Here is a 25,846-nt window from a genome sequence, read left to right on the forward strand (position 1 = left end):
GCGGGACGTCATGAAGCAGGATGCAAGGCGGCCGGAATTGCAGTCGGACGAGGTCACCGACTGGCTCGGCGCCGCCGCCGCCATAGCCTCCATTACGGCGGTGGGCATAGCCCTCGGCCTTGGATTGCCGCTGCTCAGCGTCATCCTGGAGCGGCGCGGCGTCTCTCCGACGATGATCGGCCTCAACACCGCGGTGGCCGGCCTCGCGTCGCTCATCGCCACCCCCCTGACGACACCGATGGCCCGCCGCTTCGGCGTGCGGCAGACCATGATGGCCTGCATTCTCGCCGCATCGGCCTCGGCGCTCGGCTTCTACTACTTCACCTCGCTGGCGGCCTGGTTTCCGTTGCGGCTGGTGTTCCATTTCGCCGTGACGACGATGTTCGTCCTCTCGGAATTCTGGATCAACACGGCCGCGCCCCCCAAACGGCGGGGGCTTGTTCTGGGCATCTACGCCACATCGCTGGCCCTGGGCTTCGCCGGCGGGCCGTTCATCTTCTCGCAGGTCGGCTCGCAAGGCCTGACGCCGTTTGCGCTGGGCGCCGGCATCATCCTTGCGGCGGCGATCCCGCTGGTGGCGGCCTGGCACCGCGAGCCCCCTATCGAGAAATCCCATCGCGACGCCGGTTTCCGCCGCCATATCTTTTCCGTGCCGGCCGCCACCGCGGCGGTGCTCGTGTTCGGCGCGGTCGAAGCCGGTGGCTTTGCCCTCTTTCCGATCTTCGGCAGCCGGCTCGGCATGGACGAGGCGTCGGCGGCGCAGCTTCTGACGGCCGTCGGGCTCGGCAGCGTCGCCCTGCAGATTCCCATCGGCCTCATCAGCGACCGTGTCCGGGACAGACGGCACCTCCTGCTTCTGTTCGCCCTCGTCGGCCTTGCCGGCTCGCTCGCCCTGCCCTTCCTGTCACTGAACTGGTGGGCCATGGCCGCCGTGCTTTTCGTCTGGGGCGGCGTCGTGGCCGGGCTCTATACGGTGGGGCTGGCGCATCTGGGCTCGCGCCTGTCCGGTGCGGATCTGGCGTCGGCCAACGCGGCCTTCATCTTCTGCTATTCGATCGGCATGCTGGTCGGCCCGCAATGGATCGGCGGCGCCATGGACATATTCGGCAGCAGCGGCTTCGCGTGGTCGATCGCGTCCATGTTCGCGGCCTATTTCGTTTTCATGGCGGTTCGACTGGCGAAAACAAGCGGTAGAACTTGACTTCACGGCCTTTCTGAGTAGTGTCCGCCGCAAATGCCGGCGGTGGGTGCACCGTTCTGCCGGTTCACCTATTCCCGAACGGATAACCGCAATGGCCAAGGCAACCACGATCAAGATCAAGCTGCTCAGCACCGCTGACACCGGCTATTTCTACGTCACGACGAAGAACAGCCGTACGATGACCGAGAAGATGGTCAAGACCAAGTACGATCCGGTCGCGCGCAAGCACGTCGAGTTCCGCGAAGCGAAGATCAAGTAAACCTCTTCGCGTTCGGGCTCTGCCCGCTCTGTATCGAGGCCCGGCATCGCCGGGCCTTTTGCGTTTATGCCGTGTCGCCCAGGAACTGCCTGATCGTGTCGATGAAGTGCGTGACGGAGATCGGTTTGGAAATGTAGGCCTCGCAGCCGCCCTGCCGGATTCGCTCCTCGTCGCCCTTCATGGCGAAGGCCGTCACGGCGATCACGGGAATCGACTTCAATTCGTCATCGGCCTTGAGCTTGCGCGTCACATCCAGGCCTGAAATCTCGGGTAGCTGTATGTCCATCAGGATCAGGTCGGGCCGATGCTCTCTCGCCAGGTCCATCGCCGCCAGCCCGCTGCGCGTATGCACCGTCCGGTAGCCATTGGCCTCGATCAGGTCGCGGAAGAGCTTCATGTTCAGCTCATTGTCTTCGACGATCATCACTGTCTTGGACATCCGCAATACTCCAAAGTCCGGCCGATGTTGCGGACAGGCAGACTTCTCCCGCATCCTCGCATCGAGTCGTAGAACGATATCATTTAAGAATTCAGAATCGCGAACAACGCAAATTGTCGGACGCTTCTTCATGCTTGATTCATACGGCCGAAAGTCACGCACCATGGCTCCGGAGGCAGCCGAGAGCCTGTCCATAGAAGCATTGTCCTTTCTGGCGCAGAACGAGGAGGAGTTTCTTCGCTTCCTGGCCCTGTCAGGCCTGACCGTCGGCGAGTTGCGGCAGGCGGCCCAAAGCCAGGCCTTCCTGGCCGGCGTTCTCGATTACATCCTCGGCAACGAGAAGACGCTCGTCGCCTTTGCGGCCCATGCCGGTATCGCGCCCGATCTCGTCGGTGCGGCGCGGTGCGCCCTCGCCCCTGCGTTCGGAACCTCAGATTAAGATGGCCTCCCGCAAGCCGGAGACGGCCGGCCCCCGCATATCCGATATCGACAGGCATCATGATCGCCTGCTCGTGCTCGACATCGACGAGGTCGTGCTGCAGTTCATCGACCCGTTCGTCGCGCTGCTCGCCGAGGTCGGAGCCCGTCTAAAGCCCGATGCCTTCCGGCTGACCGGTTCGGTGCACTCGCAATCCACCGGGGCGGCCCTCGGCGGCGACGAACTCAAGGGCCTCATGCACCGCCTGTACGAGGAACAGGCCGTACGGCAGATGCCCGTTGCGGGTGTCGTCGACGCTCTCGAGCGGCTCGCCGGCCGGGCGGATATCGTCTTCCTGACGGCGATGGCGCCCCGCTGGCACGAAACGCGGAGGCTGCATCTCGACGCATCCGGCCTGCCCTATCCGATGATCGCCACCGAGCGGGACAAGGGCGCAGTCATCTGCGAACTGCAGGAGCGATGGCCCGGCACCATCGCCTTCGTCGACGACCTGCCCTCGAACCTGGAGAAGGTCCGCCGGAGCGCGCCGAAGACCCGGCTGCTCCATCTTATGGCCAGCCGGCTGTTCTGGCCGTATCTTCCCAGCTTGCCTCCGGGCGTCGGCAGCGCCCGCACCTGGCAGGAGGCCGAGGATCGTATCGGCCGTCTTCTTTCGGGAGAGTGACGAATTGAGCGATGAAGGCGCCTTCTGCCGCGACTGCCTGACCGCGCAGCCGGCCGGAGCGCGCCGCTGCATCGCCTGCGGCAGTCCGCGCGTCCTGCGCCATCCCGAACTGAATGCGCTGTCCATCGCCCATATCGACTGCGACGCATTCTATGCGACGGTGGAAAAGCGCGAACGGCCCGACCTTGCCGACAAGCCGGTCATCATCGGCGGGCGCAAGCGCGGCGTGGTGCTGACCTGCTGCTACAACGCGCGAATCTATGGCGTGCGCTCGGCGATGCCGATGTTCAAGGCGCTCGAACTCTGTCCGCATGCCGTCGTGCTGAAGCCCGACATGGCAAAATACCGCCAGGTCGGGCTGGCCGTGCGCGAGCGGATGCGCAGCCTCACGCCGCTGGTGGAGCCCCTGTCCATCGACGAGGCGTTCCTGGATCTCGAAGGCACCGAACTGCTGCACAAGGCAACGCCGGCACTGTCGCTGGCGCGCCTGGCCGAGGCCGTCGAACGCGACCTTGGAATCACCGTCTCCATCGGCCTGTCGCACAACAAGTTCCTGGCCAAGCTGGCGTCGGACCTGCAGAAGCCGCGGGGCTTTTCCGTAATCGGCAAGGCCGAAACGACAACCCTTCTGGCCGGTCGCAAGGTTACGTCGATCTGGGGCGTCGGTTCTGCCACGGCGCGCAGCCTGGCGGTGGACGGCATCACGATGATCGCGCAGTTGCAGGAGATGGAACAGGAGACGCTGATGCGGCGGTACGGCGTCATGGGCCAACGCCTGTGGCGCCTCTCGCGCGGGATCGACGACCGGCGCGTCGACCCATCCGGGGAGGCAAAGAGCATCTCCGCCGAGACGACATTCGACAAGGATCTGTCGCGACCGGAAGAGTTGCTGCCGATCCTGCGGACGCTTTGCGAAAAGGTCGCGCACAGGCTCAAGCAGACCGACCTTGCCGGCACGACCGTCGTGTTGAAGCTGAAGACTGCGGATTTCCGCGCGCGGACGCGCAATCGTAAGCTGGCGGACCCAACCCGCCTGGCCGACCGGCTTTTCGCGACGGGGCGCGAGCTTCTCCTGCGCGAGTTGGACGGAACGCGTTTCCGGCTGCTCGGCATCGGCTGCAACGAATTCGCACCGGCGGTCCACGCCGACCCGCCCGACATGCTGGATCCAGGCCTTGAGAAGCGCGCCATGGCGGAAGCCGCGCTCGATGCGCTGCGTGGACGCTTCGGAGATCGCTCCATCGAAACCGGCTACACGTTTCGGCCGCAGTCCCGCGCCAAGGATGGCGGGTAACTCGGAGCTGCATCGATGACGAATCATTCCCGCATCGCCCTGGCGGCGTCCGCCGCCCTCTTCCTTGCGCCGCAGGCGCTGGCCGGCGAAGCCGAAGTCAGGGCGGCTGCCGATGACGCGGCCCGCACGATCATGCAGCGGCACGACGTGCCGGGACTTGCCATCGCCGTCACGCAGGACGGCGAAAGCCATGTCTTCAATTACGGCGTTGCCGCACGCGACGGAGGCATTCCCGTCACCGACGATACCATCTTCGAGGTCGGCTCCGTCAGCAAGACGTTCACTGCCGCGCTCGGCGGCGTCGCCAAGCGGAAAGGGCTTTTAAAGGACGACGATGCCGCCGGCACCTTTCTTCCCTGGCTGGCGGACGGCGCGCTGGGGCGGACCCCCGTCATGAACCTCGCCACCTATACGGCCGGTGGCCTGCCCCTGCAGTTTCCCGATGGGGTCAGCGACGAGGCATCCATGAATGCCTGGTTCAGGGGCTGGAAGCCGGATGGCGCGCCGGGCGACAGCCGCCGATACTCCAACCCGAGCATCGGCCTCTATGGTGCGGCGGTGGCCGCCGCCATGGACGGCGATTTCGCCGAACTGATGCAACGCGAGATCATCTTGCCGCTGGAGCTGCGCAACACGTACACCCATGTACCGGACGAGCGCATGGACGATTACGCATGGGGCCTCAACCGCGACGGCCGGCAGGTGCGCGTCAATCCGGGTGCGCTGGATACGGAGGCCTACGGCATCAAGACGACGGCATCCGACCTTGCGCGGTTTCTGGAAGCCCAGATGGACGCCGACAGTCTCGGCGGCAGCCTGGCGGAGGCGCAGAAGCCGCAGTTCCGGATCGGGCCGATGCTGCAGGCCTATGGCTGGGAGATCTACGAAGACCCGGCCGACCTCGACGCGCTGCTGGCAGGCAATTCGACCGACATGGCGATGAAGCCGCAGGACGCCCGTCCGCTGGAAACGGAACCGGTCCTGCCCCACGCGCTCTACAACAAGACGGGCTCTACCGGCGGTTTCGGAGCCTATGTCGCCTTCCTGCCCGATCGGCAGGCCGGGATCGCCATCCTGGCCAATCGCAACTACCCGAATGCCGACCGCATCCGGGCAGCCCATGCGATCCTGCAGGCGATGGGCGCCATCGACTGACGTTCAGCTCAGTTCGACATCCAGCACCCCGGGCGCGGCCTTGATCGCGCCGGCCATCTGCGGCGACACGCGGAACCGGCCCGGCAGGAGCAGTTCGACCTCCCGCTCGCCATTGTCCTGCACCAGCACCAGCGAAACCTCGCTGTCGCCGCCGGCGGCCAGATGGCTGCGGAAGGTGGCCAGGGGGCGCGCATCGCGCATGAAGATCTTCATGGCCTTCTGCATGCGGGCTGCCTGCGCCTCCAGGCTTTCCACGCCCTGCGCCCGCAGCGATATGCCCTCGGGCCGCTCCTCCGCCGATACGGAGACGATAACCGAGGCGCCCGCCTCCAGCATGTCGCGGAAATTCACCAGCATCTCGGTAAACAGGACGATCTCGAACTGGCCGGTGGGATCCGACAATTGCACGATGCCGATCTTGCCGCCGGTCCGCGTCTTGCGCTCCTGCCGGCTGGTAACGGTTCCGGCCACGCGGCCCGCCGTCGCTCCCTTGCGCACCGATGCCGACAATTCGGCGTAGGATTGCACGTTCAACCGCTTCAGCGCGGCCTTGTACTCGTCCAGCGGGTGCGCCGACAGATAGAAGCCGATGGACTGGAACTCGCGCAGCAGGCGTTCGGCCGTCGTCCACAGGGGCGCATCCTTCAGGGCCAGCGGCTCCGGCTCGCCGCCGCCGCCGAACATGTCGTGCTGGCCGCTCAGCCGCCCGTCATTGACCATGATCGCATAGGCCGACAGGCGCTCGATATTGCCGCACAGCCGGGCGCGGTCGTGGCCGAAGCAATCCAGCGCACCGGCGGTGATGAGGCATTCCAGCGTCCGCTTGTTCACGATCTTCGGATCGATCCGGGCGCAGAAATCCTCGAGCGACCGGAACGGCCCGTTGGCGCGCTCCGACACGATATGGTCCACCGCATGCTCGCCGACGCCCTTGATGGCGGCCAGGGAGTAGAAGATGCACCCCTTCTCCACCTCGAAGGGGCGGAACGACGTCTGCACGGATGGCGCCACCACCTCGATGCCGAGGCGCTTGGCGTCGTTGCGGAAGTCGTTGAGCTTGTCCGTGTTGTTCATGTCCAGCGTCATCGACGCGGCCAGGAACTCCGTCGGATAGTTCGCCTTCAGATAGGCCGTATGATAGGCGACAAGGGCATAGGCGGCGGCGTGGCTCTTGTTGAAACCGTAATCGGCGAACTTGGCCAGAAGGTCGAAGATCGTGTTGGCCTGCCCCTTCGCGATACCGCCCTCGATACAACCCTCGACGAAGCGCTCGCGCTGCTTGTCCATCTCGGCACGAATCTTCTTGCCCATGGCGCGGCGCAGAAGATCGGCTTCCCCGAGCGTGTAGCCTGCCAGAACCTGGGCGATCTGCATCACCTGTTCCTGGTAGACGATCACGCCCTGCGTTTCGCGCAGGATCGGCTCGATCTTGGGGTGGATGATCTCCACCTCTTCTTCCTTGTGCTTGCGTGCGTTGTAGACCGGGATGTTCTCCATCGGCCCCGGCCGGTACAAGGCCACCAGCGCGATGATATCCTCGAAGCAGTCGGGGCGCATGCCGATGAGCGCCTTGCGCATGCCCACCGATTCCACCTGGAACACGCCCACCGTCTCGCCACGCGCCAGCATCTCGTAGGATGCGGCGTCGTCGAGCGGGATGGAACCGAGATCGATGTCCACCCCCTGCCGCGCGATTAGTTGAACCGCCGTCTGCAGGGTAGTCAGCGTCTTCAGGCCCAGGAAGTCGAACTTGACGAGCCCGGCCTGCTCCACCCACTTCATGTTGTACTGGGTCACGGGCATGTCGGACCGCGGATCCCGGTACATCGGCACGAGCTGCGACAGCGGCCTGTCGCCGATCACGATGCCGGCGGCGTGGGTGGACGCGTGGCGGTAGAGCCCCTCCAGCTTGAGTGCGATGGCGATCAGCCGGTCGACCACCTCTTCCTTTTCGCGCGCTTCCTGCAGGCGCGGTTCTTCCTCGAGGGCCTGCGCCAGCGTCACCGGGTTGGCGGGGTTGGCCGGCACGAGCTTGCACAGCTTGTCGACATGGCCGTAGCTCATCTCCAGGACGCGGCCGACATCACGCAGGACGGCGCGCGCCTGCATGGAACCGAAGGTGATGATCTGCGCCACCTGGTCGCGCCCGTACTTCGCCTGCACGTAGCGGATAACCTCTTCGCGCCGGTCCTGGCAGAAGTCGATGTCGAAATCCGGCATCGAGACGCGGTCAGGATTCAGGAAGCGCTCGAACAGCAGCGAGAAGCGCAGGGGATCGAGGTCGGTGATGGTCAGCGAATAGGCGACGAGCGAGCCCGCGCCGGAACCGCGCCCCGGCCCCACGGGAATGCCGTTGGCCTTGGCCCACTTGATGAAGTCCGCCACGATCAGGAAGTAACCCGGAAACTTCATCCGCTCGATGATCGACAGTTCGAAGGCCAGCCGGTCGCGGTAATCCTGCTCGCTCTGCCCGGCCGCGGGCCCATGCGAGCGCAACCGCCGTTCGAGCCCCTCTTCCGCCTGGCGCCGCAGCTCGGCAGCCTCGGCGTCGATGGCCGATTCCGCCGGCTCGTCCCCGGTGGTGAAACGCGGCAGGATAGGCTTCCGCGTCCGGGGACGGAACGAGCAGCGTCGGGCGATCTCGATCGTATTGTCGATCGCTTCCGGCAGGTCGGCGAACAGAGCCGCCATCTGGTCCTGCGACTTCAGGCAATGATCGGGCGAAAGCCGCCGCCTGTCCTCATGGCTGACGAGGCGGTTGCTGGCGACCGCGATGAGTGCGTCATGTGCGTCGAAGTCTTCGGCACAGAAGAAGAACGGTTCGTTGGTGGCGACCAGCGGCAACCCCATCTCGTAGGCAAGATCGAGCATCTGCGGCTCCGTTCGCCGGCCGCGCGTCCCGTGGCGCTGAAGCTCCACGTAGAGGCGGTCGCCGAAGGCGGCGCGCAGGACTTCCAGCCGCTGGCGGGCCACCACCATGCGGCCGGCTGCCAGCGCCGTGCCGATCGGGCCGAGCGGACCGCCCGTCAGGCAGATGATCCCCCCTGCCTTCTCCGAGATCCAGTCGGCCAGCACATGCGGGCGCTGGTCTCCTTCGTGCCGCAGATAGGCCATTGAGACGATCTCGACGAGGTTCTCGTAGCCGGAATCGTCCATCGCGATCAGCACCAGCGGTGCGGTCGCGCTTTCCTTGTCGCGGGCGGAATCCGCCTCCCCGTCCTGAAAATCCACGTCGAGCTGACAGCCGATGATGGGCTGGATACCGGCCTTGGCCGCCTTTTCCGAAAACTCGAGGGCCCCGAACAGATTGTTCGTGTCGGCGATCCCGATGGCGGGGGCATTGTCGCCCTTGGCATGCTTGATGATCTGGTCGAGCCGCAATGCGCCTTCGAGCAGTGAATAGGCGCTGTGCACCCTGAGGTGGATGAACCTGAGCGGTCGTGCGGGGGTGCCCGTCGATTCGGTCATCATCGTCTCCTGCAGGTGGATTCCGGATCGGCGGCGATCTGCCAGCCGGTGCCGCCAGACACTAGCGCGGGCGGGTCTTCGAGTCTTCCCTCGGCAACCCGGTCGCCGAGGTCATCCCCGGCAATCATGCCGGGAGCGATCGTCACAGGGCATGGATGACGAGCGAGAACCCAAGCACGAAACCCGAGATGGCGGTAAGCGAGAGAAGTTCACGAACGATGGTCATGTCATGATCCTTTCCGTTTTCGTTCGCTATTTGTTCTCTTTTTGATCCTACCCGTCAAGCCCAAAGCGGAGCGGAGCGCGCGTTAAGGTTAAGAGGTCTCGGCCCCGAGGCCGTCGAAGGGTACGATGCGCCCGTCGGCCAGGGTCACGACGCGGTCCATGCGCCGGGCCAGTTCGTGATTATGCGTTGCGATCAGCGCGGCCACGCCGGACTGTCGCACGAGGGCGGTGAGCGCGTCGAAGACGTAATGCGACGTCACCGGGTCGAGATTGCCGGTGGGCTCGTCCGCCAGAAGGACGTAGGGGTTGTTGGCAACGGCCCGGGCGATGGCGACGCGTTGCTGCTCGCCGCCGGACAGTTCCGCGGGGCGATGCTCGGCGCGCTTGCCGATACGCAGGTAGCCGAGTAGCTGTTCGGCGCGTTCCGCGGCCTTGCGACGTGGCAGGCCGGCGATCATCTGCGGCAGCATGACGTTTTCCAGCGCCGAGAACTCGGGCAGCAGATGGTGGAACTGGTAGACGAATCCGATGGCGTTGCGCCGTGCGCTCGTCCGTTCGGCATCCGACAGCGCGCAGCAGGCCTGTCCGCCGATATAGACCTCTCCGCCGTCGGGCCGCTCCAGCAGCCCGGCGATGTGCAGAAGCGTCGACTTGCCTGCGCCGGACGGCGCGACCAGCGCGACCATCTCGCCCGGCACCATCGCGAAATCGGCCTTGTCAAGGATGACGAGTTCGTTCTCGCCCTGCGTGTATCGGCGCTCGACTGCGTCGAGCCTCAACATCGTATCGGTCATTCGTAACGCAGGGCCTCTACGGGGTCGAGCCGGGATGCCTGCCAGGACGGCAGCAAGGTGGCCAGGAAGGACATGCCGACAGCCATCGCGACCACCGTGACGACCTCTCCCACCTGCACTTCGGCAGGCAGGCGGCTCAGGAAGTAGAATTCGGGGTTGAAGATCGTCGTGCCCGAAATCCACGAGAAGAATTGGCGCAGGTTCTCGATGTTGAGGCAGAAGACCACGCCCAGGACAAGGCCCGCCAGCGTGCCTGCGACGCCGATCGACGCGCCGGTGATCAGAAAGATCCGCATGATCGCGCCCTTGGTGGCGCCCATCGTGCGCAGGATGGCGATAGCGCTGCCCTTGTCCTTCACCAGCATGAACAGGCCGGAGATGATGTTCAGCGCGGCAACCAGCACGATCAGCGTCAGGATGATGAACATCACGTTCCGCTCCACCTGCAGGGCCGAGAAGAAGCTGGCGTTCTGCTGCTGCCAGGTCACCGTGTAGCCGGGGCGCCCGGCGGCCTGCTCGATCGGCCCCTGCAGGGACACGACCGCGTCCGGGTTGGCGACGAATATCTCGATCTGCTGCGCCTGGTCCTCGCTGTTGAAGAACAGCTGCGCTTCCGACAGCGGCATGTAGACATAGGCGGCGTCGTATTCCGACAGGCCGATCTCGAAGATCGCCGACACCGGATACGCCTTGACGCGCGGCGTGTTGCCGAAGGGGGTGACGTCTCCTTCCGGCGATACGAGGGTGATCATGTCGCCGAGGGCCAGGCCCAGCGAGGATGCCAGACGGCTGCCGACGGCGACACCGCCGCTGTCGTCGAACCCGTCCAGCGTACCGCCGCGGATATTGTCGGCGATGGGGGCGAGCTTCTTCAGATCGGCCTCGCGCACGCCTTTCACGAGGGCGCCGGTGCCGGCCGAGTTGGCCCCGCTGGCCAACACCTGCCCCTGCACCAGCGGCATGGTGAACTGGACGCCCGACACGCCGTCGATCCGCTGCGCCACGGTATCGAAATCGCGCAGCGGCGTATCGATGGGCATCAGGATCACATGGCCGTTGACGCCCAGGATGCGCGTCAGAAGCTCGGTCCGGAAACCGTTCATCACCGACATCACGATGATGAGGGCGGCCACGCCCAGCATGATGCCGACAAAGGAGAAGCCGGCGATCACCGACACGCCGGCATCGCGGCGGCGGGCGCGTAGGTATCGCCCCGCGATCATCCATTCGAAGCGCGAGAAGGGGCGCGTGCCGCCGGCCGCGCCGGGCAGGTCGCCGGCAGGCACGGTCATGCGGACAGCCGCGCGACGAGGCCTGCCAACGGCACGGTCTCGCGCTCGCCGGTAGCGCGATGCTTGATCTCCACCTCGCCGGCCTTGGCGCCGCGCGGCCCGACGATCACCTGCAGCGGCAGGCCGATCAGATCCATCGTGGCGAACTTGGCCCCTGCCCGCGTATCCTCGTCGTCATAGAGGACATCGAGCCCGGCACGGCCGAGTTCGCGGTAGAGACCCTCGCAGGCGGTGTCGCAATCGGCATCGCCGGGCTTCATGTTGATGAGGCCGATATCGAAGGGCGCAACGCCCTTCGGCCAGACGATGCCGGCCTCGTCGTGCGAGGCTTCGATGATGGCGGCCACGAGCCGGCTCGGCCCGATGCCGTAGGACCCCATGTGAACCGGGGCGTCCTTGCCGTCCGGACCGGTCACGAAGGCCTTCATCGGCTCGGAATACTTCGTGCCGAAATGGAAGATATGCCCCACCTCGATGCCGCGCGCAGCGACGCGCTCCGCCTCGGGAAGAGCGTTCCAGGCGGCTTCGTCGTGCATCTCCTCGGTCGCGGCATAGGGCCGGGTCCACTCGCTGACGATCTCGGCCAGCTCATTCTTGTCGGAAAAGTCGACGTCGTGCGACGGCACCTTAATGTCGAGATAGTCGCGCTGGCAGAACACCTCGCTCTCGCCGGTCGATGCGAGGATGATGAATTCGTGGCTCAGTTCGCCGCCGATGGGGCCGGTATCGGCCCGCATGGGAATGGCCTTCAGGCCGCAGCGCTCGAAGGTGCGCAGATAGGCCACGAACATGCGATCATAGGCCACCTTGGCCGATTCGTAGTCGACGTCGAAGGAGTAGGCATCCTTCATCAGGAACTCGCGCGAGCGCATGACGCCGAATCTCGGGCGCACCTCGTCGCGGAACTTCCATTGCACATGGTACAGGTTGAGCGGCAGATCCTTGTAGGAGCGCACATAGGAGCGGAAGATATCGGTGACCATCTCCTCGTTGGTCGGGCCGAACAGCAGATCGCGCTCGTGCCGGTCGGTGATCCGCAGCATCTCCTTGCCGTAATCGTCATAGCGGCCGCTCTCGCGCCAGAGATCCGCCGACTGGATCGTCGGCATCAGGATTTCGATCGCGCCGGATCGGTTCTGCTCCTCCCGGATGATGTCGCAGACCTTGTCCAGCACCTTCTTGCCGAGCGGCAGCCATGAATAAAGGCCCGCGGCCTGCTGGCGGATCATGCCGGCACGGAGCATCAGCCGGTGGGAGACGATCTCGGCTTCCTTCGGTGTCTCTTTGAGGATGGGAAGAAAATAGCTGGAGAGACGCATGATGCCCCGAAAGGTATTGGATGGCCGGAAAATGAACCGACTTCTTATCGTCAGTTCGAGGGCTTGCAAAGCATGATCGGGATGATGCCCTGCCCGAATCCGGCTTCGCACAACCCGCTGCCAAGGACGCAGGCGATTTGTTCAAAAAAGTGACACGAAACGCAAAATTCCTGATGACAGACATTAAACTCTTGTAATATGGTTTCTCCAATACCAAGGCATCGGAGACGGTGTCGCATTCGCGGTCTAGTCTTGGGAGGACGTGATCTCCGGCGCGCTAAAGCCGCTGCCCCGGTTTCAACACCCGGTGTGAGATCCAGACCTGCAACTAAAATGCGAGGCGAAAGCCTCGCATTTTTTTTCGCCTGCGCTTTCGGCCCCTCACGTCCCGGGAATGATGTGCGGCAGGCTGTTGAAGGTGAAACCGTAGACTTCCGTGACCAGGTAGAAAGCGCCGAAGATCGCAGCCGAAACGATGCTGGTCAGGATCGCCTTGTAGCCTAGCCGGGGGTCCGCCGGGGCGCTGTGGGTCGTGCCGAGGACGATGTCTTCATTCTCGGCCTGGGACCGGACCCCGATGGGCAGGATGGCGAACAGGACCGTCCACCAGATCACGAAATAGATGGCGATCGCGGTGAGGATACCCATCAGCGAACCTCTTCCAGCTCGATGAGCGTGCCTAGAAAATCAGCAGGGTGCAAAAACAGGACGGGGTTGCCGTGGGCGCCGATCCTCGGCTTGCCGTCGCCAAGGATCCGTGCCCCCTTGCCCACCAGTTCATCGGCCGCCGCGGCGATATCGCCGACCTCGTAGCAGATGTGATGGATGCCGCCCCGGCCATTCTTCTGCAGGAAGCCGGCGATGGGCGACGTATCGTCCAGCGGCTCCATCAGCTCTATGCGGGTGTTCGGAAGATCGGCGAAGACCAGCCGCACGCCGTGCTCCGGCAACACCTGTTCCGCAGAGACGGCGCCGCCCAACACATCGCGATACAGGGCGACGGCGGCGGCCAGGTCGGGCACGGCGATGGCGACGTGGTTCAGGCGTCCGATCAACTTATCCTCCGATGACGAAGACCGTCACGAGCGGTTTCTTGCCCCAGGCGTCGTTGGCTTCGCCGCGGATGGCCCGGCGTACGGCTTCGCGCACCAGCTCGAAATCCTTGCGGCGCGCCTTGGGAATGCTTTCGACGGCGCCGGCGGCGGCATCAACAAGCGCCTCTTCCATGTCCTCGCCCTCGAAATCTTCCTTCGGCAGGCCGATCATCGACAATTCGGGGTCGCAACGCAATTCCAGCCGTCCGTTGAGCTGGACGACGACCGAGACATGGCCGGCATAGGACAGCTTGCGGCGCTCGCCGATTCCCATCTCGTCCTGCGTCCCGACAAGGAAGCCGTCCTTGTAGATGCGCCCGACGGGCACCTCGTCTATAACTTCCGGAAGGCCGGGCGCCAGCCGGACCATACGCCCGTTGCGAAGCGAAACGACGTTGCGCACGCCGAGGTCGCGGGCAAGCTGTGCATGCGCCTCCAGATGCTGCGCTTCGCCATGCGCCGGCACCGCGATCGCCGGACGGATCCACTCGTACATCTGGCGCAGTTCGGTGCGGCGCGGATGGCCCGATACGTGAACGAGCTTGTCGTGATCCTCCACGACCTCGACGCCGAGTTCGATCAGGTTGTTCTTGATCTCGTTGATGGCTTTCTCGTTGCCGGGAATGGCTCTCGACGAGAAGATCACCATGTCGCCCTTGGAAAGCGCGACGGCCGGATGCTCGTCGCGCCCGAGCCGTGCCAGCGCGGCCCGCGCCTCGCCCTGGCTGCCCGTGAGCACGATGACGGCCTTTTCGCGCGGGATGTAGCCGAAGTCCTGCTCGGACAGGAACGGCGGCAACTTGTCCATGTAGCCGAGTTCGGCGGCAACGTCGGCCATCCGCTTCATGGACCTGCCCATCAGCAGCACCTGCCGACCCGCTTCGGCGGACGCTTCCGCGATCGAGCGTATACGGCCGATATTGGACGAGAAGGTCGTCAGCGCGACACGGCCTTCTGCCGCCTTGATGATCTGGGCGAGGCTGCGGTTGACGTCCTGCTCGCTCGGCGAAACGCCCTCGCGCATGGCGTTGGTCGAATCGCAGACCAGGGCAAGGACACCCTCGTCGCCGATGGCGCGCAGCCGCGCCTCGTCCGTCGGCTTGCCGAGCGCCGGCGTCAGGTCGATCTTCCAGTCGCCGGTATGGACGACCGTACCCAGCGGCGTGCGGATGGCCAGCGCCACCGGCTCGGGGATGGAGTGCGTCACGTTGACGGCCTCGATCTCGAAGGGACCGACCTTGAAGCGGTCGCCGGCGGCAAAGACGTTGACCGGAACCTTGGCGGCCCCGGCCTCGCCTTCGCGCTTGGCCTCCAGCAGCGCGGCGGTGAAGGGTGTCGCATAGACCGGCGCCTTCAGCCGCGGCCAGAGATCCAGCAAGCCGCCGAAGTGATCCTCGTGCGCATGCGTGATGATGATGGCCTTGAGGTTGTGGCGCTGGCTTTCCAGAAACCGGATATCGGGGAAGATCAGGTCGACCCCCGGCTGCTCCGGCCCGGCAAAGGCGACGCCGCAATCCACGGCGATCCACTCTCTGTTATTTTCCGGCCCATAGCCGTAGAGGGCGAGATTCATGCCGATCTCGCCGATGCCGCCCAGCGGCACGAATACAAGTTGACTCACGTGTCGTTCACTTCCGTCATGGCGCAGCCCTGCGGGCGCGCGTTGTCATCATGCCCGTTGGACGGCGGGCCACCGAAACTCTCCAGGATGCCCGCAGGCGGCCCTCGGGGGCCGCGCCGGCTTCGTCAGCGCGCCTTATCGCAGATAACGCCCGCCGTGTCCTCCCCCAGCAGGAACACATCGCCGGCCGAATGCGTCTCGAGGGCGCCATCGTCGCGCTTCAGCACCAGCCGCCCCTCCGTATCCAGCGCGTGGAAGATGCCGTCGATGGAGCGGTCGGGCAGGTTGACGCGGATCGCCTGCCCGAGACCGCGCGCCCGCTCCAGCCAGCCGGCCCGGACGTCGGGAAAGCCGCGCCCGCCACGCCATAGCGCAAGGGCCGCTTCGACCTCGATCGCGATGGCGCGGAACACATCCTCCAGATTGCCCTTGAAGCCGTTGTCCGCAAGGGTGGTCACCCCATAAGGCTGACCGTCAGGTGCTGCGGCGACATTGATGCCGGCCCCGATGACGACGGCCTGCCTTCCATCGGGCAGCCGCTCGCTTTCGATCAGGATGCCGACGCATTTGCGGCCGTCCAGCAGGATGTCGTTCGGCCATTTGATGCGTACGGCTTCGGGTTCGATACCGCGCAGGCCTGCGAGGGCCCTGGCAAGACCGAGCGCGATCACCAGTGGCAATTGGCCGAGGCAGGAAAGCGGGGCCGCATCCACAAGCAGAAGGCTGGCATAGAGATTGCCGCGCTCCGAAACCCAGCTTCTTCCCCTGCGGCCGCGCCCCTGCGTCTGGCGCAATGCCGTGACCCAGAGCTGCCCCGGGTCGCCGGCACGCGCCGCTTCCATGGCGATGGAATTGGTGGAATCCACCTCCTCCAGCGCCAGGCGACGCGCCCGGCCGAGTGCCGCCGGCGCCGCTGTCAAAAGAAGGTCCGGGCCGCCGCCTGGGCCGCCGCGAACAGCGGGGCGGCCAGAAAGATGTAGGCCGGGAAAATGAACAGCGTCGCAAGCCCCGTGACGACGCGCAGCTCCGTCGGCATCTGCGTGAAGGACTCCGCCGGCTCGTCCACCCACATCACCTTGACGACGCGCAGGTAGTAGAACAGGCCCACGGTGGAAGCGACGACGCCGATGATCGCCAGCGGGATCAGGCCGGCGCCCACGGCCGCCATGAACACATAGTATTTGCCCCAGAAGCCCAGCAGCGGAGGCAGGCCTGCAAGCGACAGCATCAGCACGGTCATGGCCAGCGCCATCATGGGATGGGTCCGCGACAGGCCGGCCAGGTCGTCGACATTCTCGACCATGCCGTCCTTGCGGCGCATCGACAGGATGACGCCGAACGTGCCGAGCGTCATCGCCATGTAGGTGGCCATGTAGATCATGACGCCGGTCACGCCCGCCTCGTCCGCCGCGGCAAGGCCGACCAGCGCGTAGCCCATATGGCCGATGGAGGAATAGGCCATGAGGCGCTTGATGTTTCGCTGGCCGATGGCGGCGAAGGCGCCCAGAACCATCGACGCGATCGACACGAAGACCAGGATCTGCTGCCAATCGGCGGCGAGCGGCAGAAAGCTCTGGACGGTGAAACGCGTCAGCAGCGCCATGGCGGCCACCTTGGGCGCCGCCGCGAAGAAGGCGGTCACGGGCGTCGGCGCGCCTTCATAGACGTCCGGCGTCCACATGTGGAACGGCACCGCCGAGATCTTGAAGGCAAGGCCGGCGATGACGAAGACGAGACCGACCAGCAGACCGAAAGACCGCCCCTCGGCGGTCAGCGCCGCGGCGATCTCCACGAAGCCGATCTGCCCGGTGAAGCCGTACACGAGCGACGCACCGTACAGCAGCATGCCCGACGACAGCGCGCCCAGAACGAAATATTTGAGGCCGGCCTCCGAGGAGCGGACATTGTCGCGGTTGATCGCGGCGATGACGTACAGCGCCAGCGACTGCAGTTCGAGGCCGAGATAGAGGGCGATGAGATCGCCCGCCGACACCATGACCATCATGCCGACCGTCGCCAGCATGATCAGCACCGGAAACTCGAAACGGTCGAACCGCTCGTTCTTCGCGAAACTCATGGTCATCAGCACGGCCGCCGCGGAACCGAGCAGCACCAGCACCTTCATGAAGCGGGCGAAGGGATCGAGGATCAGCGATCCGCCGAAGGCGACCCCCTCGGGCGTGACCGCCAGAAGCCAGAGTGCGGTGCCGAGGATGACGGCGACCGCGAGCGACATGACCAGCCGCCCGCTGCGCTCGCCGACGAAGGTGCCGACCATCAGAAGAACCATGGCGCCGACCGACATGATCAGCTCCGGCCCGACGATGGGAAGACTTTGGGCGATGAATTCGTGCATCGACATGAGATGTTCGCCTGTCCGTCCTTACTGCACCGAGGCGACCGCCGAGACGGCCTCGATGGCGGAATGATAACCGTTCAGCAGCTGCTCCACCGAAGCGGCCGTGACGTTGAAGACCGGCATCGGATAGACGCCGAAGAAGATGACCAGGGCGACCAGCGGATACAGCATCGCCTTTTCGCGCCGCGACAGGTCGAGGATGTTCTGCAGGTTCTCCTTGTCGAGCGCGCCGAACACGACGCGGCGGTAGACCCACAGGGCGTAGGCCGCCGATAGGATGACGCCCGTAGCCGCGAAGATCGCCACCCAGCTATTGGCCTGGTAGACGCCGATCAAGGTGAGGAACTCGCCGACGAAGCCGCTGGTGCCCGGCAGGCCGACATTGGCCATCGTCAGGATCAGGAACACCGTCGCATAGGCCGGCATGCGGTTGACGAGCCCGCCATAGGCGGCGATCTCGCGGGTGTGCATGCGGTCGTAGATGACGCCGACGCACAGGAACAGCGCGCCCGAGATGAGGCCGTGCGACAGCATCTGGAAGATCGCCCCCTCCACGCCCTGCGCATTGCCGGCGAAGATGCCCATGGTCACGAAGCCCATATGGGCGACCGACGAATAGGCGATCAGCTTCTTGATGTCGTCCTGCATCAGCGCGACGAGGGACGTGTAGATGATCGCGATCACCGACAGCGTGTAGACGAGCGGCGCGAAATCGGCCGAAGCCAGCGGGAACATCGGCAGCGAGAAGCGTATGAACCCATAGCCGCCGAGTTTCAGCAGAATACCCGCCAGGATGACGGAGCCGGCCGTGGGCGCCTCGACATGCGCGTCGGGCAGCCATGTATGCACCGGCCACATCGGCATCTTGACCGCGAAGGACGCGAAGAACGCCAGCCACAGCCAGGTCTGCATGCCTGCCGGGAAGTCATGCGCCAGGAGATCCGGGATCGCGGTGGTGCCCGCCGTCCAGTACATGGCCATCAACGCCACCAGCATCAGCACCGAGCCGAGGAAGGTGTAGAGGAAGAACTTGTAGCTGGCATAGACGCGCCGCTTGCCGCCCCACACGCCGATGATCAGGAACATCGGGATGAGGCTGCCTTCGAAGAAGACGTAGAAGAGCACGATATCCAGTGCGCAGAAAACGCCGATGACCAGCGTTTCCAGCACCAGGAAGGCGATCATGTAGTCCTTGACGCGCGAGGTGACGCTCTCCCAGCTCGCCAGGATGCAGATCGGCATCAGGAAGGTGGTGAGGATCACGAACAGCATCGAGATGCCGTCCACCCCCATATAATAGGAAATGCCGCCGACGCCGAGCCAGTCCGCACGCTCCACGAACTGGAAGCCGGCCTGCGTATCGTCGAAGCCGATCCAGATGCCGAGCGACAGGACGAAGGTGAACAGCGTCGTCAGAAGCGCGACGTTGCGGATGTTGCGCCGCGCCAGCTCGCTGTCGTCGCGGATGAAGAAGATCAGCGCCGCGCCGACGAGCGGCAGGAAGGTGACGGTCGAGAGGATCGGCCAACCGGACATCAGTTCATTCCCCCGAACATCATGAAGGTGACGAGCGCCGCGACGCCGATCAGCATGATGAACGCATAGTGATAAAGGTAGCCGGTCTGCAGCCGGACGACGCGGTTGGTCACGTCGACGACGCGCGCCGAAATGCCGTTGGGCCCGTAGCCGTCGATGATCTTGCCGTCGCCCGTCTTCCAGAGGAAGCGGCCGATGGCCTTGGCCGACCGGACGAAAAGGAAGTCATAGAGCTCGTCGAAGTACCACTTGTTCAGCAGGAACTTGTACAGGCCCGGATTGCGCGCCGCGATCTGCGCCGGGCGCTGCGGCTGGCGGATGTAGAACAGCCAGGCCAGCACGAAGCCGATGACCATCGCGATGGTGGGCGACCAGATCACCAGCCCCGGCACCTCATGCATCTCGTGCAGGATATGGTTCTGCGGCCCGGTGAAGATCGCACCGTGCCAGAAGGCGTCGTAGCTGCCGCCCAGGAAGAACGGATAGAACACGATGCCCGCCAGGAGCGCGCCGGCTGCCAGCACGAACAGCGGCACCGTCATGATCGGGGGCGACTCGTGCACATGGTGCATCACCTCGTGGCTGGCGCGCGGCTTGCCATGGAACGTCATGAAGATGAGCCGCCAGGAATAGAAGCTCGTCATCAGGGCCGCCACCACGAGCATGATGTAGCCGTACATGGCGAAGCTGTTGTGTCCGGCAAAGGCGCTTTCGATGATGGCGTCCTTGGAATAGTAGCCCGCCGTGAAGGGAAAGCCCGTCAGCGCCAGCGTACCGATGACCATCATCCAGTAGGTCAGCGGAATATGCTTGCGCAGGCCACCCATGTTGCGCATGTCCTGCTCGTCCGAGACGGCATGGATCACCGAGCCGGCCCCGAGGAACAGAAGCGCCTTGAAGAAGGCGTGCGTGAACAGGTGGAACACCGCCGCGCCATAGGCACCGACGCCCAGGGCGACGAACATGTAGCCGAGCTGCGAGCAGGTCGAATAGGCGATGACGCGCTTGATGTCGTTCTGCACCATGCCGACCGTCGCCGCGAAGAAGGCCGTTGTCGCGCCGATGAAGGTGACGAAGGTCAGGGCGCTGGGCGCGAGTTCGAACACCGGCGACATGCGCGCCAGCATGAAGACGCCCGCCGTCACCATGGTGGCGGCGTGGATCAGCGCGGAAACGGGGGTCGGGCCTTCCATGGCATCGGGCAGCCAGGTGTGCAGGCCGAGCTGCGCCGACTTGCCCATGGCCCCCATGAACAGCAGGAGGCAGATGACCGTCATCGCCCCGCCATAGGTGAAGCCCCAGCTTCCGAAATGGAACATGATGTCGGTGCCGGCCGGCGTGGCGGTGGCCGCGGCGGCAGCTTCCGCACCATGCCCGGCAGCCTCTCCGGCCATGCCGATGGCGTTGGTAAAGATCGTGTCGAGCTGGACCGAGCCGAACACGACGAACAGGCCGAAGATGCCGAGAAGGAAGCCGAAATCGCCGACGCGGTTGACCACGAAGGCCTTCATCGCCGCCTTGTTGGCCGAGGGCTTCTTGTACCAGAAACCGATCAGCAGGTAGGAGGCGAGACCGACGCCTTCCCAGCCGAAGAACATCTGCACCAGATTGTTGGCCGTCACCAGCATCAGCATGGCGAAGGTGAACAGCGACAGATAGGCGAAGAAGCGCGGGCGGTGTGGATCGTGGTGCATGTACCCGATGGAATAGACATGCACGAGCGCCGAAACGGTGTTGATCACCACCAGCATGATGAGCGTCAGCCGATCGATGCGCAGCGACCAGTCGAAGCTCAGCGAGCCCGACTGCACCCATTGCAGCATCGAGATGCGGATCGGCTCGCCGTCGCCCATGCCGAAGGTGACGAAGCCCACCCAGGAGAGCACGGCGGCCAGGATGACCAGCCCGCTGGTGACGTATTCGGATGCCTTGGCCCCGATCGCGCGGCCGAAGAGACCGGCGATGAGAAAGCCCAGAAGCGGCAGTAGGACGATTGCCTGATACATGTGCGGTGCCCGCCTCAGCCTTTCATCGTGCTGACGTCGTCCACGGCGATGGAGCCGCGGTTACGGAAGAAGGTGACGAGGATCGCAAGGCCGATGGCAGCCTCCGCGGCCGCGACCGTGAGGATGAACAGCGCGAACACCTGGCCGGCCAGATCGTTGAGAAAGGCCGAGAACGCCACGAGATTGATGTTGACCGAAAGCAGGATCAGCTCGATCGACATCAGGATCGTGATGATGTTCTTGCGGTTCATGAAGATGCCGAACACCCCGATAACGAAGAGGATAGCGCCGACAGTGAGATAATGTCCGAGACCGACTTCCATTGTACTATCCTCAGATGCCCTTGCCGCTCTCGACCTTGCGAATCTCGATGGATGTCTCCGGGGTGCGACGCACCTGCTCCGGGATCGACTGCCGCTTGATGCCTTCCTTGTGGCGCAACGTCAGCACGATCGCGCCGATCATGGCGACGAACAGCACCAGCCCAGCCATCTGGAAGAAGAAGATGTAGCGCGTGTACAGAACCTGCCCGAGCGCCTCGATATTGGACACCTGGTCCATCGGCGGAATGGGCATCACGGTATTGCCGGCCAGCTCGGGGTTGAAGTAGCTGCCCGTCACCGCGATCACCAGCTGAGCCAGGATGACGAGGCCCACCAGCGCGCCGATGGGCGCGTATTTGAGCGCGCCGCGCTTCACCTGCCCGATGTCGAGATCAAGCATCATGACGACGAACAGGAACAGGATCGCCACCGCGCCGACATAGACGACGATGAGGATCAGCGCCAGGAACTCGGCCCCGGTCAACAGGAACAGCCCCGCCGCACTCACGAAGGTGAGGATCAGGAAGAGCACCGAGTGAACCGGGTTGCGGGAGAACACAACCATGAGCGCGGCGCCGACGGTGATCAGCGCGAATATGTAGAAGAAGAGTGCCTGAAGGCCCAGCATCCTCGGGCTCCTTTGGTCGTCCGGCGGAACCGCGCCGAAACGGCGCGGCATCGAGTTTCAAATCTTGGGCGCGAAAGGGGCGGCGGGCCGCCCTTCCCGCTCAGCGGTATGGCGCGTCGATGGCGATGTTGCGGGCGATCTCCCGCTCCCAGCGGTCGCCGTTCGCCAGCAGCTTTTCCTTGTCGTAATAGAGCTCTTCGCGCGTTTCGGTCGAGAACTCGAAGTTCGGCCCTTCCACGATGGCGTCGACGGGGCACGCCTCCTGGCAGAAGCCGCAATAGATGCACTTCACCATGTCGATGTCGTAGCGCACCGTGCGCCTCGTGCCGTCGTTGCGGCGCGGGCCGGCCTCGATGGTGATGGCCTGGGCGGGGCAGATGGCCTCGCACAGCTTGCAGGCGATGCAGCGCTCTTCCCCGTTGGGATAGCGGCGCAAGGCATGCTCGCCGCGGAAGCGCGCGCTGACCGGGCCCTTTTCATACGGATAGTTCAGCGTCACCTTGGGCGCGAAGAAATATCGCATCGAAAGGCCGAAGGCCTTCACGAACTCGATCAGGAAAAGCGACTTGATGTTCTGTGCGAGTGCGCTCATGACGCGGCCCACCCCGTGACCTGGAGAACGAAGGCGACGACGACCACCGAGGCCAGCGAGATCGGCAGGAATACCTTCCAGCCCAACCGCATGAGCTGGTCGTAGCGGTAACGCGGCACGAAGGCCTTCACCATCGCGAAGAGGAAGAAGCAGAAGGCGACCTTGAGCAGGAACCAGATGACGCCCGGCACCCAGGTGAAGGGCGCGAAGTCGAACGGAGGCAGCCAGCCGCCAAGGAAGAGGATCGTCATCAGCGAGCACATCAGGGTGATGGCGGCATACTCGCCCAGCATGAACATCATGTACGGCGTGGAACCGTACTCGACCATGAAGCCGGCGACGAGTTCGGATTCCGCTTCCGGAAGGTCGAAGGGCGGGCGGTTCGTCTCGGCCAACGCCGAGATGAAGAAGATGACGAACATCGGGAACAGCGCCAGCCAGTGCCAGTCGAGGAAGCTGCCGGGCAGGCCCAGCATGGTTCCGACGCCGGTGCTCTGCGCCAGGACGATGTCGGTCAGGTTGAGCGAGCCGACGCACAACAGCACCGTCACGATGACGAAGCCGATGGACACCTCATAGGACACCATCTGCGCGGCCGAGCGCAGCGCGCCCAGAAACGCGTATTTGGAGTTGGACGCCCAGCCGCCCATGATGACGCCGTAGACCTCGAGTGAGGAGATGGCGAAGATGTAGAGAATACCGATATTGATATCGGCGATCACCCAGCCTTCCGCCACCGGCACGACCGCGAAGGTTGCCAGGGCCAGTGTCACCGCCACGAGCGGCGCGAGCAGGAAGACGATCTTGTCGGATGCCGCAGGAACCATCGGCTCCTTGAGCACGAACTTCAGCAGATCCGCGAAGGACTGGAACAGGCCCCAGGGCCCGACGACGTTCGGCCCGCGCCGCATCTGGACGGCGGCCCAGATCTTACGGTCGGCGAGCAGGATATAGGCGATCAGGACAAGCAGAACCACCAGGAAGAGGAGGCTCTGCGCCAGGATCACGATGGCCGGCCAGACATAGGTTCCGAAGAATTCCATAACTTAACTCGTCCTACTCGGCCGCTTCGACATGCGTTTCCTGAGCAAGGCGGGAGCATTCCGCCATGATCCTGGATGCGCGTGCGATCGGATTTGTCAGGTAGAAATCGGAAACGGCTGCCGTGAAGGCGCCCCCTCCGAGACTGGTCGGCGCAGATTCGGCAAGTTTCGTCAGGACCGACTGGTCCGCGGCGACCTTCTCTTCGCGGGAGAGGTGCGGATGCGCCGCATGAAGGTCGGCGCGGAGCGCGTTCAAGGAGTCGTATGGCAGCGTTACTCCGAGCACCGCCGACAAGGCGCGGAAGATGGCCCAATCCTCGCGCGCATCGCCAGGCGGGAAGGCAGCCCTCTGGCCTACCTGTACGCGGCCCTCGAGGTTGACGTAGGTGCCCGACTTTTCGGTGTAGGCGGCGGCCGGCAGGATGACGTCGGCGCGGTGCGCGCCACGGTCGCCATGCGTGCCGATATAGACGACGAAGGGGCCTGCCGCCACGTCGATCTCGTCGGCGCCGAGGTTGAAGAGGATATCGACGCCGCCGGACGCCATCTCGGCCGCCTTGCGACCGCCCTCGCCCGGCACGAAACCGATATCCAGGCCACCGACCCGCGAAGCTGCCGTGGCCAGCACGTTGAAGCCTGCCCACGTGCCGCCGCTGGCGCCGACGTCGCGGGCCAGCGCCGCCGCCGCCGCCAGGACGCTTGCTCCGTTGTCGCCCGACAGGGCGCCGGAACCGACGATGATCATCGGCCGCTCGGCCTTGGACAGGACGTCGTAGAAGGCGCCATTGTCGGACTTGAGGCCGGTCAGCGTGTCCACGCCCGCACCGAGATAGGCTGCCCCGTAGCGCAGATCGGCATTCTGCCCGATCAGGCCGATGGGGAAATTGCCCTGCCTCCAGCGCTTGCGGATGCGCGCGTTGAGAACGGAAGCCTCGAAACGCGGATTGACGCCGATCAACAGGAGCGCGTCGGCCTCCTCGATACCGGTGATGCCGCTGTTGAAGACATACGACGCGCGGCCATGGGCGGGGTCCAGGGCGACGCCGTCCTGCCTGCAGTCGATATTGACGCTGCCGAGAGCGCCCATCAGCCCCTTGAGGGCCCACATGTCTTCGACGGCGGCGAGATCGCCCGCGATGGCGCCGACACGCTCGCCGGGAACGCCGTCCAGCCTTGCGCGGATGGCCGCGAAGGCCTCGGACCAGCTAACCGCCTGGAGCCGTCCGTCGCGGCGGACATAGGGGCGGTCCAGGCGCTGCGTGCGCAGGCCGTCCCAGATGAAGCGGGTCTTGTCGGAGATCCACTCCTCGTTGATGTCGTCATTGGCGCGCGGCAGGATGCGCATCACCTCGCGGCCCCGCGTATCCACGCGAATGGCGGAACCGACGGCGTCCATCACGTCGACCGACTCGGTCTTGGTCAGCTCCCATGGGCGTGCCTGGAAGGCATAGGGACGCGAGGTGAGCGCACCCACCGGGCACAGGTCGATGACGTTGCCCTGCAGCTCCGACGTCATCGCATGTTCGAGATAGGTGGTGATCTCGGCATCCTCGCCACGGCCGATCAGGCCCAGCTCGGAGATGCCGGCGACTTCGGTGGTGAAGCGGACGCAGCGCGTGCAGTGGATGCAGCGCGTCATGATCGTCTTGACCAGCGGGCCGATATACTTGTCTTCGACGGCGCGCTTGTTTTCGCGATAGCGCGATGCATCGACGCCGAAGGCCATGGCCTGGTCCTGCAGGTCGCATTCGCCGCCCTGGTCGCAGATCGGGCAATCCAGCGGATGGTTGATGAGGAGGAACTCCATCACCCCTTCGCGCGCCTTCTTGACCATCGGCGTGTTGGTGAAGATCTCCGGCGTCTCGCCGTTCGGCCCGGGGCGCAGGTCGCGCACGCCCATGGCGCACGAGGCGGCCGGCTTCGGCGGCCCGCCCTTCACCTCGACCAGGCACATGCGGCAATTTCCGGCGACCGAAAGCCGCTCATGGAAGCAGAAGCGCGGGATTTCCGCACCCGCCTCTTCCGCCGCCTGCAGCAGCGTGTAGTGGTCGGGTACTTCGATTTCCGTTCCGTCGACTTTGATCTTTGCCATCTG

The 25,846-nt window shown here is 64.7% G+C and carries 23 protein-coding genes; 6 read left to right on the plus strand and 17 right to left on the minus strand.

Features of this window, described 5'->3' with window-relative positions:
- Positions 1–10: 10 nt before the first annotated feature.
- Positions 11–1,201, plus strand: coding sequence for an MFS transporter (locus NDN16_RS07620; protein WP_251113038.1), 1,191 nt, complete (start codon positions 11–13; stop codon positions 1,199–1,201).
- Between the two features lie 91 nt (positions 1,202–1,292).
- Positions 1,293–1,460, plus strand: a complete 168-nt coding sequence (gene rpmG / locus NDN16_RS07625) for a 50S ribosomal protein L33 (protein ID WP_039190164.1) — start codon at positions 1,293–1,295, stop codon at positions 1,458–1,460.
- 64 nt (positions 1,461–1,524) lie between these two features.
- Here rpmG and NDN16_RS07630 read toward each other — a convergent pair whose 3' ends face one another.
- Positions 1,525–1,899 (minus strand): response regulator, encoded by a 375-nt coding sequence (locus NDN16_RS07630; RefSeq protein WP_251113039.1) that lies wholly within the window; start codon positions 1,897–1,899, stop codon positions 1,525–1,527.
- A 130-nt stretch (positions 1,900–2,029) separates the two neighbouring features.
- Between NDN16_RS07630 and NDN16_RS07635 the strand changes: the two genes are divergently transcribed.
- From NDN16_RS07635 to ampC, 4 genes are read left to right on the plus strand one after another with little or no spacing between them, the layout of a single operon-like run.
- Positions 2,030–2,338: a DUF3572 domain-containing protein gene (locus tag NDN16_RS07635; RefSeq protein ID WP_251113040.1), complete on the plus strand. Its 309-nt coding sequence runs from the start codon at positions 2,030–2,032 to the stop codon at positions 2,336–2,338.
- 1 nt (position 2,339) lies between these two features.
- A complete protein-coding gene (locus tag NDN16_RS07640) occupies positions 2,340–3,002 on the plus strand; it encodes a hypothetical protein (RefSeq protein ID WP_251113041.1) in 663 nt (220 codons plus the stop codon).
- Positions 3,003–3,006: 4 nt separating this feature from the next.
- On the plus strand, positions 3,007–4,296 hold the full coding sequence (locus NDN16_RS07645) for a DNA polymerase IV (RefSeq protein ID WP_251113042.1): 1,290 nt from the start codon (positions 3,007–3,009) through the stop codon (positions 4,294–4,296).
- A gap of 15 nt (positions 4,297–4,311) precedes the next feature.
- On the plus strand, positions 4,312–5,451 hold the full coding sequence (gene ampC / locus NDN16_RS07650; protein WP_251113043.1) for a class C beta-lactamase: 1,140 nt from the start codon (positions 4,312–4,314) through the stop codon (positions 5,449–5,451).
- A gap of 3 nt (positions 5,452–5,454) precedes the next feature.
- Here the strand turns inward: ampC and dnaE are convergent, their stop codons facing one another.
- The 16 genes from dnaE to nuoG form a co-directional block, all read right to left on the minus strand.
- A complete protein-coding gene (gene dnaE / locus NDN16_RS07655; RefSeq protein ID WP_251113044.1) occupies positions 5,455–8,919 on the minus strand; it encodes a DNA polymerase III subunit alpha in 3,465 nt (1,154 codons plus the stop codon).
- Between the two features lie 314 nt (positions 8,920–9,233).
- On the minus strand, positions 9,234–9,938 hold the full coding sequence (locus NDN16_RS07660) for an ABC transporter ATP-binding protein (protein ID WP_251113045.1): 705 nt from the start codon (positions 9,936–9,938) through the stop codon (positions 9,234–9,236).
- On the minus strand, positions 9,935–11,230 hold the full coding sequence (locus NDN16_RS07665) for a lipoprotein-releasing ABC transporter permease subunit (protein WP_251113046.1): 1,296 nt from the start codon (positions 11,228–11,230) through the stop codon (positions 9,935–9,937). Before NDN16_RS07665 ends, NDN16_RS07660 begins: the two co-directional genes overlap by 4 nt.
- Positions 11,227–12,549, minus strand: a complete 1,323-nt coding sequence (proS, locus tag NDN16_RS07670) for a proline--tRNA ligase (protein WP_251113047.1) — start codon at positions 12,547–12,549, stop codon at positions 11,227–11,229. The genes NDN16_RS07665 and proS overlap by 4 nt, the downstream gene beginning before the upstream one ends.
- Positions 12,550–12,930: 381 nt before the next feature.
- Complete coding sequence (locus NDN16_RS07675; protein WP_251113048.1) at positions 12,931–13,197, minus strand: DUF1467 family protein; 267 nt, start codon at positions 13,195–13,197, stop codon at positions 12,931–12,933.
- On the minus strand, positions 13,197–13,604 hold the full coding sequence (gene mce / locus NDN16_RS07680) for a methylmalonyl-CoA epimerase (RefSeq protein WP_251113049.1): 408 nt from the start codon (positions 13,602–13,604) through the stop codon (positions 13,197–13,199). The genes NDN16_RS07675 and mce overlap by 1 nt, the downstream gene beginning before the upstream one ends.
- A gap of 1 nt (position 13,605) precedes the next feature.
- A complete protein-coding gene (locus tag NDN16_RS07685) occupies positions 13,606–15,216 on the minus strand; it encodes a ribonuclease J (protein ID WP_251113376.1) in 1,611 nt (536 codons plus the stop codon).
- A gap of 173 nt (positions 15,217–15,389) precedes the next feature.
- Positions 15,390–16,184 (minus strand): biotin--[acetyl-CoA-carboxylase] ligase, encoded by a 795-nt coding sequence (locus NDN16_RS07690; RefSeq protein ID WP_251113050.1) that lies wholly within the window; start codon positions 16,182–16,184, stop codon positions 15,390–15,392.
- A complete protein-coding gene (nuoN, locus tag NDN16_RS07695; protein ID WP_435301083.1) occupies positions 16,181–17,620 on the minus strand; it encodes an NADH-quinone oxidoreductase subunit NuoN in 1,440 nt (479 codons plus the stop codon). The genes NDN16_RS07690 and nuoN overlap by 4 nt, the downstream gene beginning before the upstream one ends.
- Positions 17,621–17,647: 27 nt before the next feature.
- The gene (locus NDN16_RS07700; protein ID WP_251113052.1) at positions 17,648–19,159 is read right to left on the minus strand and encodes an NADH-quinone oxidoreductase subunit M; all 1,512 of its coding nucleotides are present in this window, start codon (positions 19,157–19,159) and stop codon (positions 17,648–17,650) included.
- Complete coding sequence (gene nuoL / locus NDN16_RS07705) at positions 19,159–21,165, minus strand: NADH-quinone oxidoreductase subunit L (RefSeq protein WP_251113053.1); 2,007 nt, start codon at positions 21,163–21,165, stop codon at positions 19,159–19,161. The genes NDN16_RS07700 and nuoL overlap by 1 nt, the downstream gene beginning before the upstream one ends.
- Positions 21,166–21,179: 14 nt before the next feature.
- Positions 21,180–21,488, minus strand: a complete 309-nt coding sequence (gene nuoK / locus NDN16_RS07710) for an NADH-quinone oxidoreductase subunit NuoK (RefSeq protein ID WP_039190122.1) — start codon at positions 21,486–21,488, stop codon at positions 21,180–21,182.
- A 10-nt stretch (positions 21,489–21,498) separates the two neighbouring features.
- On the minus strand, positions 21,499–22,113 hold the full coding sequence (locus NDN16_RS07715; RefSeq protein WP_251113377.1) for an NADH-quinone oxidoreductase subunit J: 615 nt from the start codon (positions 22,111–22,113) through the stop codon (positions 21,499–21,501).
- A 103-nt stretch (positions 22,114–22,216) separates the two neighbouring features.
- On the minus strand, positions 22,217–22,708 hold the full coding sequence (nuoI, locus tag NDN16_RS07720; RefSeq protein WP_251113054.1) for an NADH-quinone oxidoreductase subunit NuoI: 492 nt from the start codon (positions 22,706–22,708) through the stop codon (positions 22,217–22,219).
- On the minus strand, positions 22,705–23,751 hold the full coding sequence (nuoH, locus tag NDN16_RS07725) for an NADH-quinone oxidoreductase subunit NuoH (protein ID WP_251113055.1): 1,047 nt from the start codon (positions 23,749–23,751) through the stop codon (positions 22,705–22,707). Before nuoH ends, nuoI begins: the two co-directional genes overlap by 4 nt.
- 13 nt (positions 23,752–23,764) lie before the next feature.
- Complete coding sequence (nuoG, locus tag NDN16_RS07730; RefSeq protein WP_251113056.1) at positions 23,765–25,843, minus strand: NADH-quinone oxidoreductase subunit NuoG; 2,079 nt, start codon at positions 25,841–25,843, stop codon at positions 23,765–23,767.
- Between the last annotated feature and the right edge of the window lie 3 nt (positions 25,844–25,846).

The organism is Aureimonas altamirensis, from assembly GCF_023702225.1.
GTDB classification, from domain to species: domain Bacteria; phylum Pseudomonadota; class Alphaproteobacteria; order Rhizobiales; family Rhizobiaceae; genus Aureimonas; species Aureimonas altamirensis_B.

Bases quoted from the DNA above. Each gene is read 5' to 3' on its own strand.
- NDN16_RS07635 (WP_251113040.1), top strand. From the start codon at position 2,030: ATGCTTGATTCATACGGCCGAAAGTCACGCACCATGGCTCCGGAGGCA.
- NDN16_RS07675 (WP_251113048.1), bottom strand. From the start codon at position 13,197: ATGGGTATCCTCACCGCGATCGCCATCTATTTCGTGATCTGGTGGACG.
- ampC (WP_251113043.1), top strand. From the start codon at position 4,312: ATGACGAATCATTCCCGCATCGCCCTGGCGGCGTCCGCCGCCCTCTTC.
- nuoI (WP_251113054.1), bottom strand. From the start codon at position 22,708: ATGAGCGCACTCGCACAGAACATCAAGTCGCTTTTCCTGATCGAGTTC.
- NDN16_RS07660 (WP_251113045.1), bottom strand. From the start codon at position 9,938: ATGACCGATACGATGTTGAGGCTCGACGCAGTCGAGCGCCGATACACG.
- nuoN (WP_435301083.1), bottom strand. From the start codon at position 17,620: ATGCACGAATTCATCGCCCAAAGTCTTCCCATCGTCGGGCCGGAGCTG.
- rpmG (WP_039190164.1), top strand. From the start codon at position 1,293: ATGGCCAAGGCAACCACGATCAAGATCAAGCTGCTCAGCACCGCTGAC.
- nuoL (WP_251113053.1), bottom strand. From the start codon at position 21,165: ATGTATCAGGCAATCGTCCTACTGCCGCTTCTGGGCTTTCTCATCGCC.
- dnaE (WP_251113044.1), bottom strand. From the start codon at position 8,919: ATGACCGAATCGACGGGCACCCCCGCACGACCGCTCAGGTTCATCCAC.
- NDN16_RS07685 (WP_251113376.1), bottom strand. From the start codon at position 15,216: ATGAATCTCGCCCTCTACGGCTATGGGCCGGAAAATAACAGAGAGTGG.
- nuoG (WP_251113056.1), bottom strand. From the start codon at position 25,843: ATGGCAAAGATCAAAGTCGACGGAACGGAAATCGAAGTACCCGACCAC.
- proS (WP_251113047.1), bottom strand. From the start codon at position 12,549: ATGCGTCTCTCCAGCTATTTTCTTCCCATCCTCAAAGAGACACCGAAG.
- NDN16_RS07640 (WP_251113041.1), top strand. From the start codon at position 2,340: ATGGCCTCCCGCAAGCCGGAGACGGCCGGCCCCCGCATATCCGATATC.
- nuoH (WP_251113055.1), bottom strand. From the start codon at position 23,751: ATGGAATTCTTCGGAACCTATGTCTGGCCGGCCATCGTGATCCTGGCG.
- NDN16_RS07620 (WP_251113038.1), top strand. From the start codon at position 11: ATGAAGCAGGATGCAAGGCGGCCGGAATTGCAGTCGGACGAGGTCACC.
- NDN16_RS07630 (WP_251113039.1), bottom strand. From the start codon at position 1,899: ATGTCCAAGACAGTGATGATCGTCGAAGACAATGAGCTGAACATGAAG.
- NDN16_RS07700 (WP_251113052.1), bottom strand. From the start codon at position 19,159: ATGTCCGGTTGGCCGATCCTCTCGACCGTCACCTTCCTGCCGCTCGTC.
- NDN16_RS07665 (WP_251113046.1), bottom strand. From the start codon at position 11,230: ATGACCGTGCCTGCCGGCGACCTGCCCGGCGCGGCCGGCGGCACGCGC.
- nuoK (WP_039190122.1), bottom strand. From the start codon at position 21,488: ATGGAAGTCGGTCTCGGACATTATCTCACTGTCGGCGCTATCCTCTTC.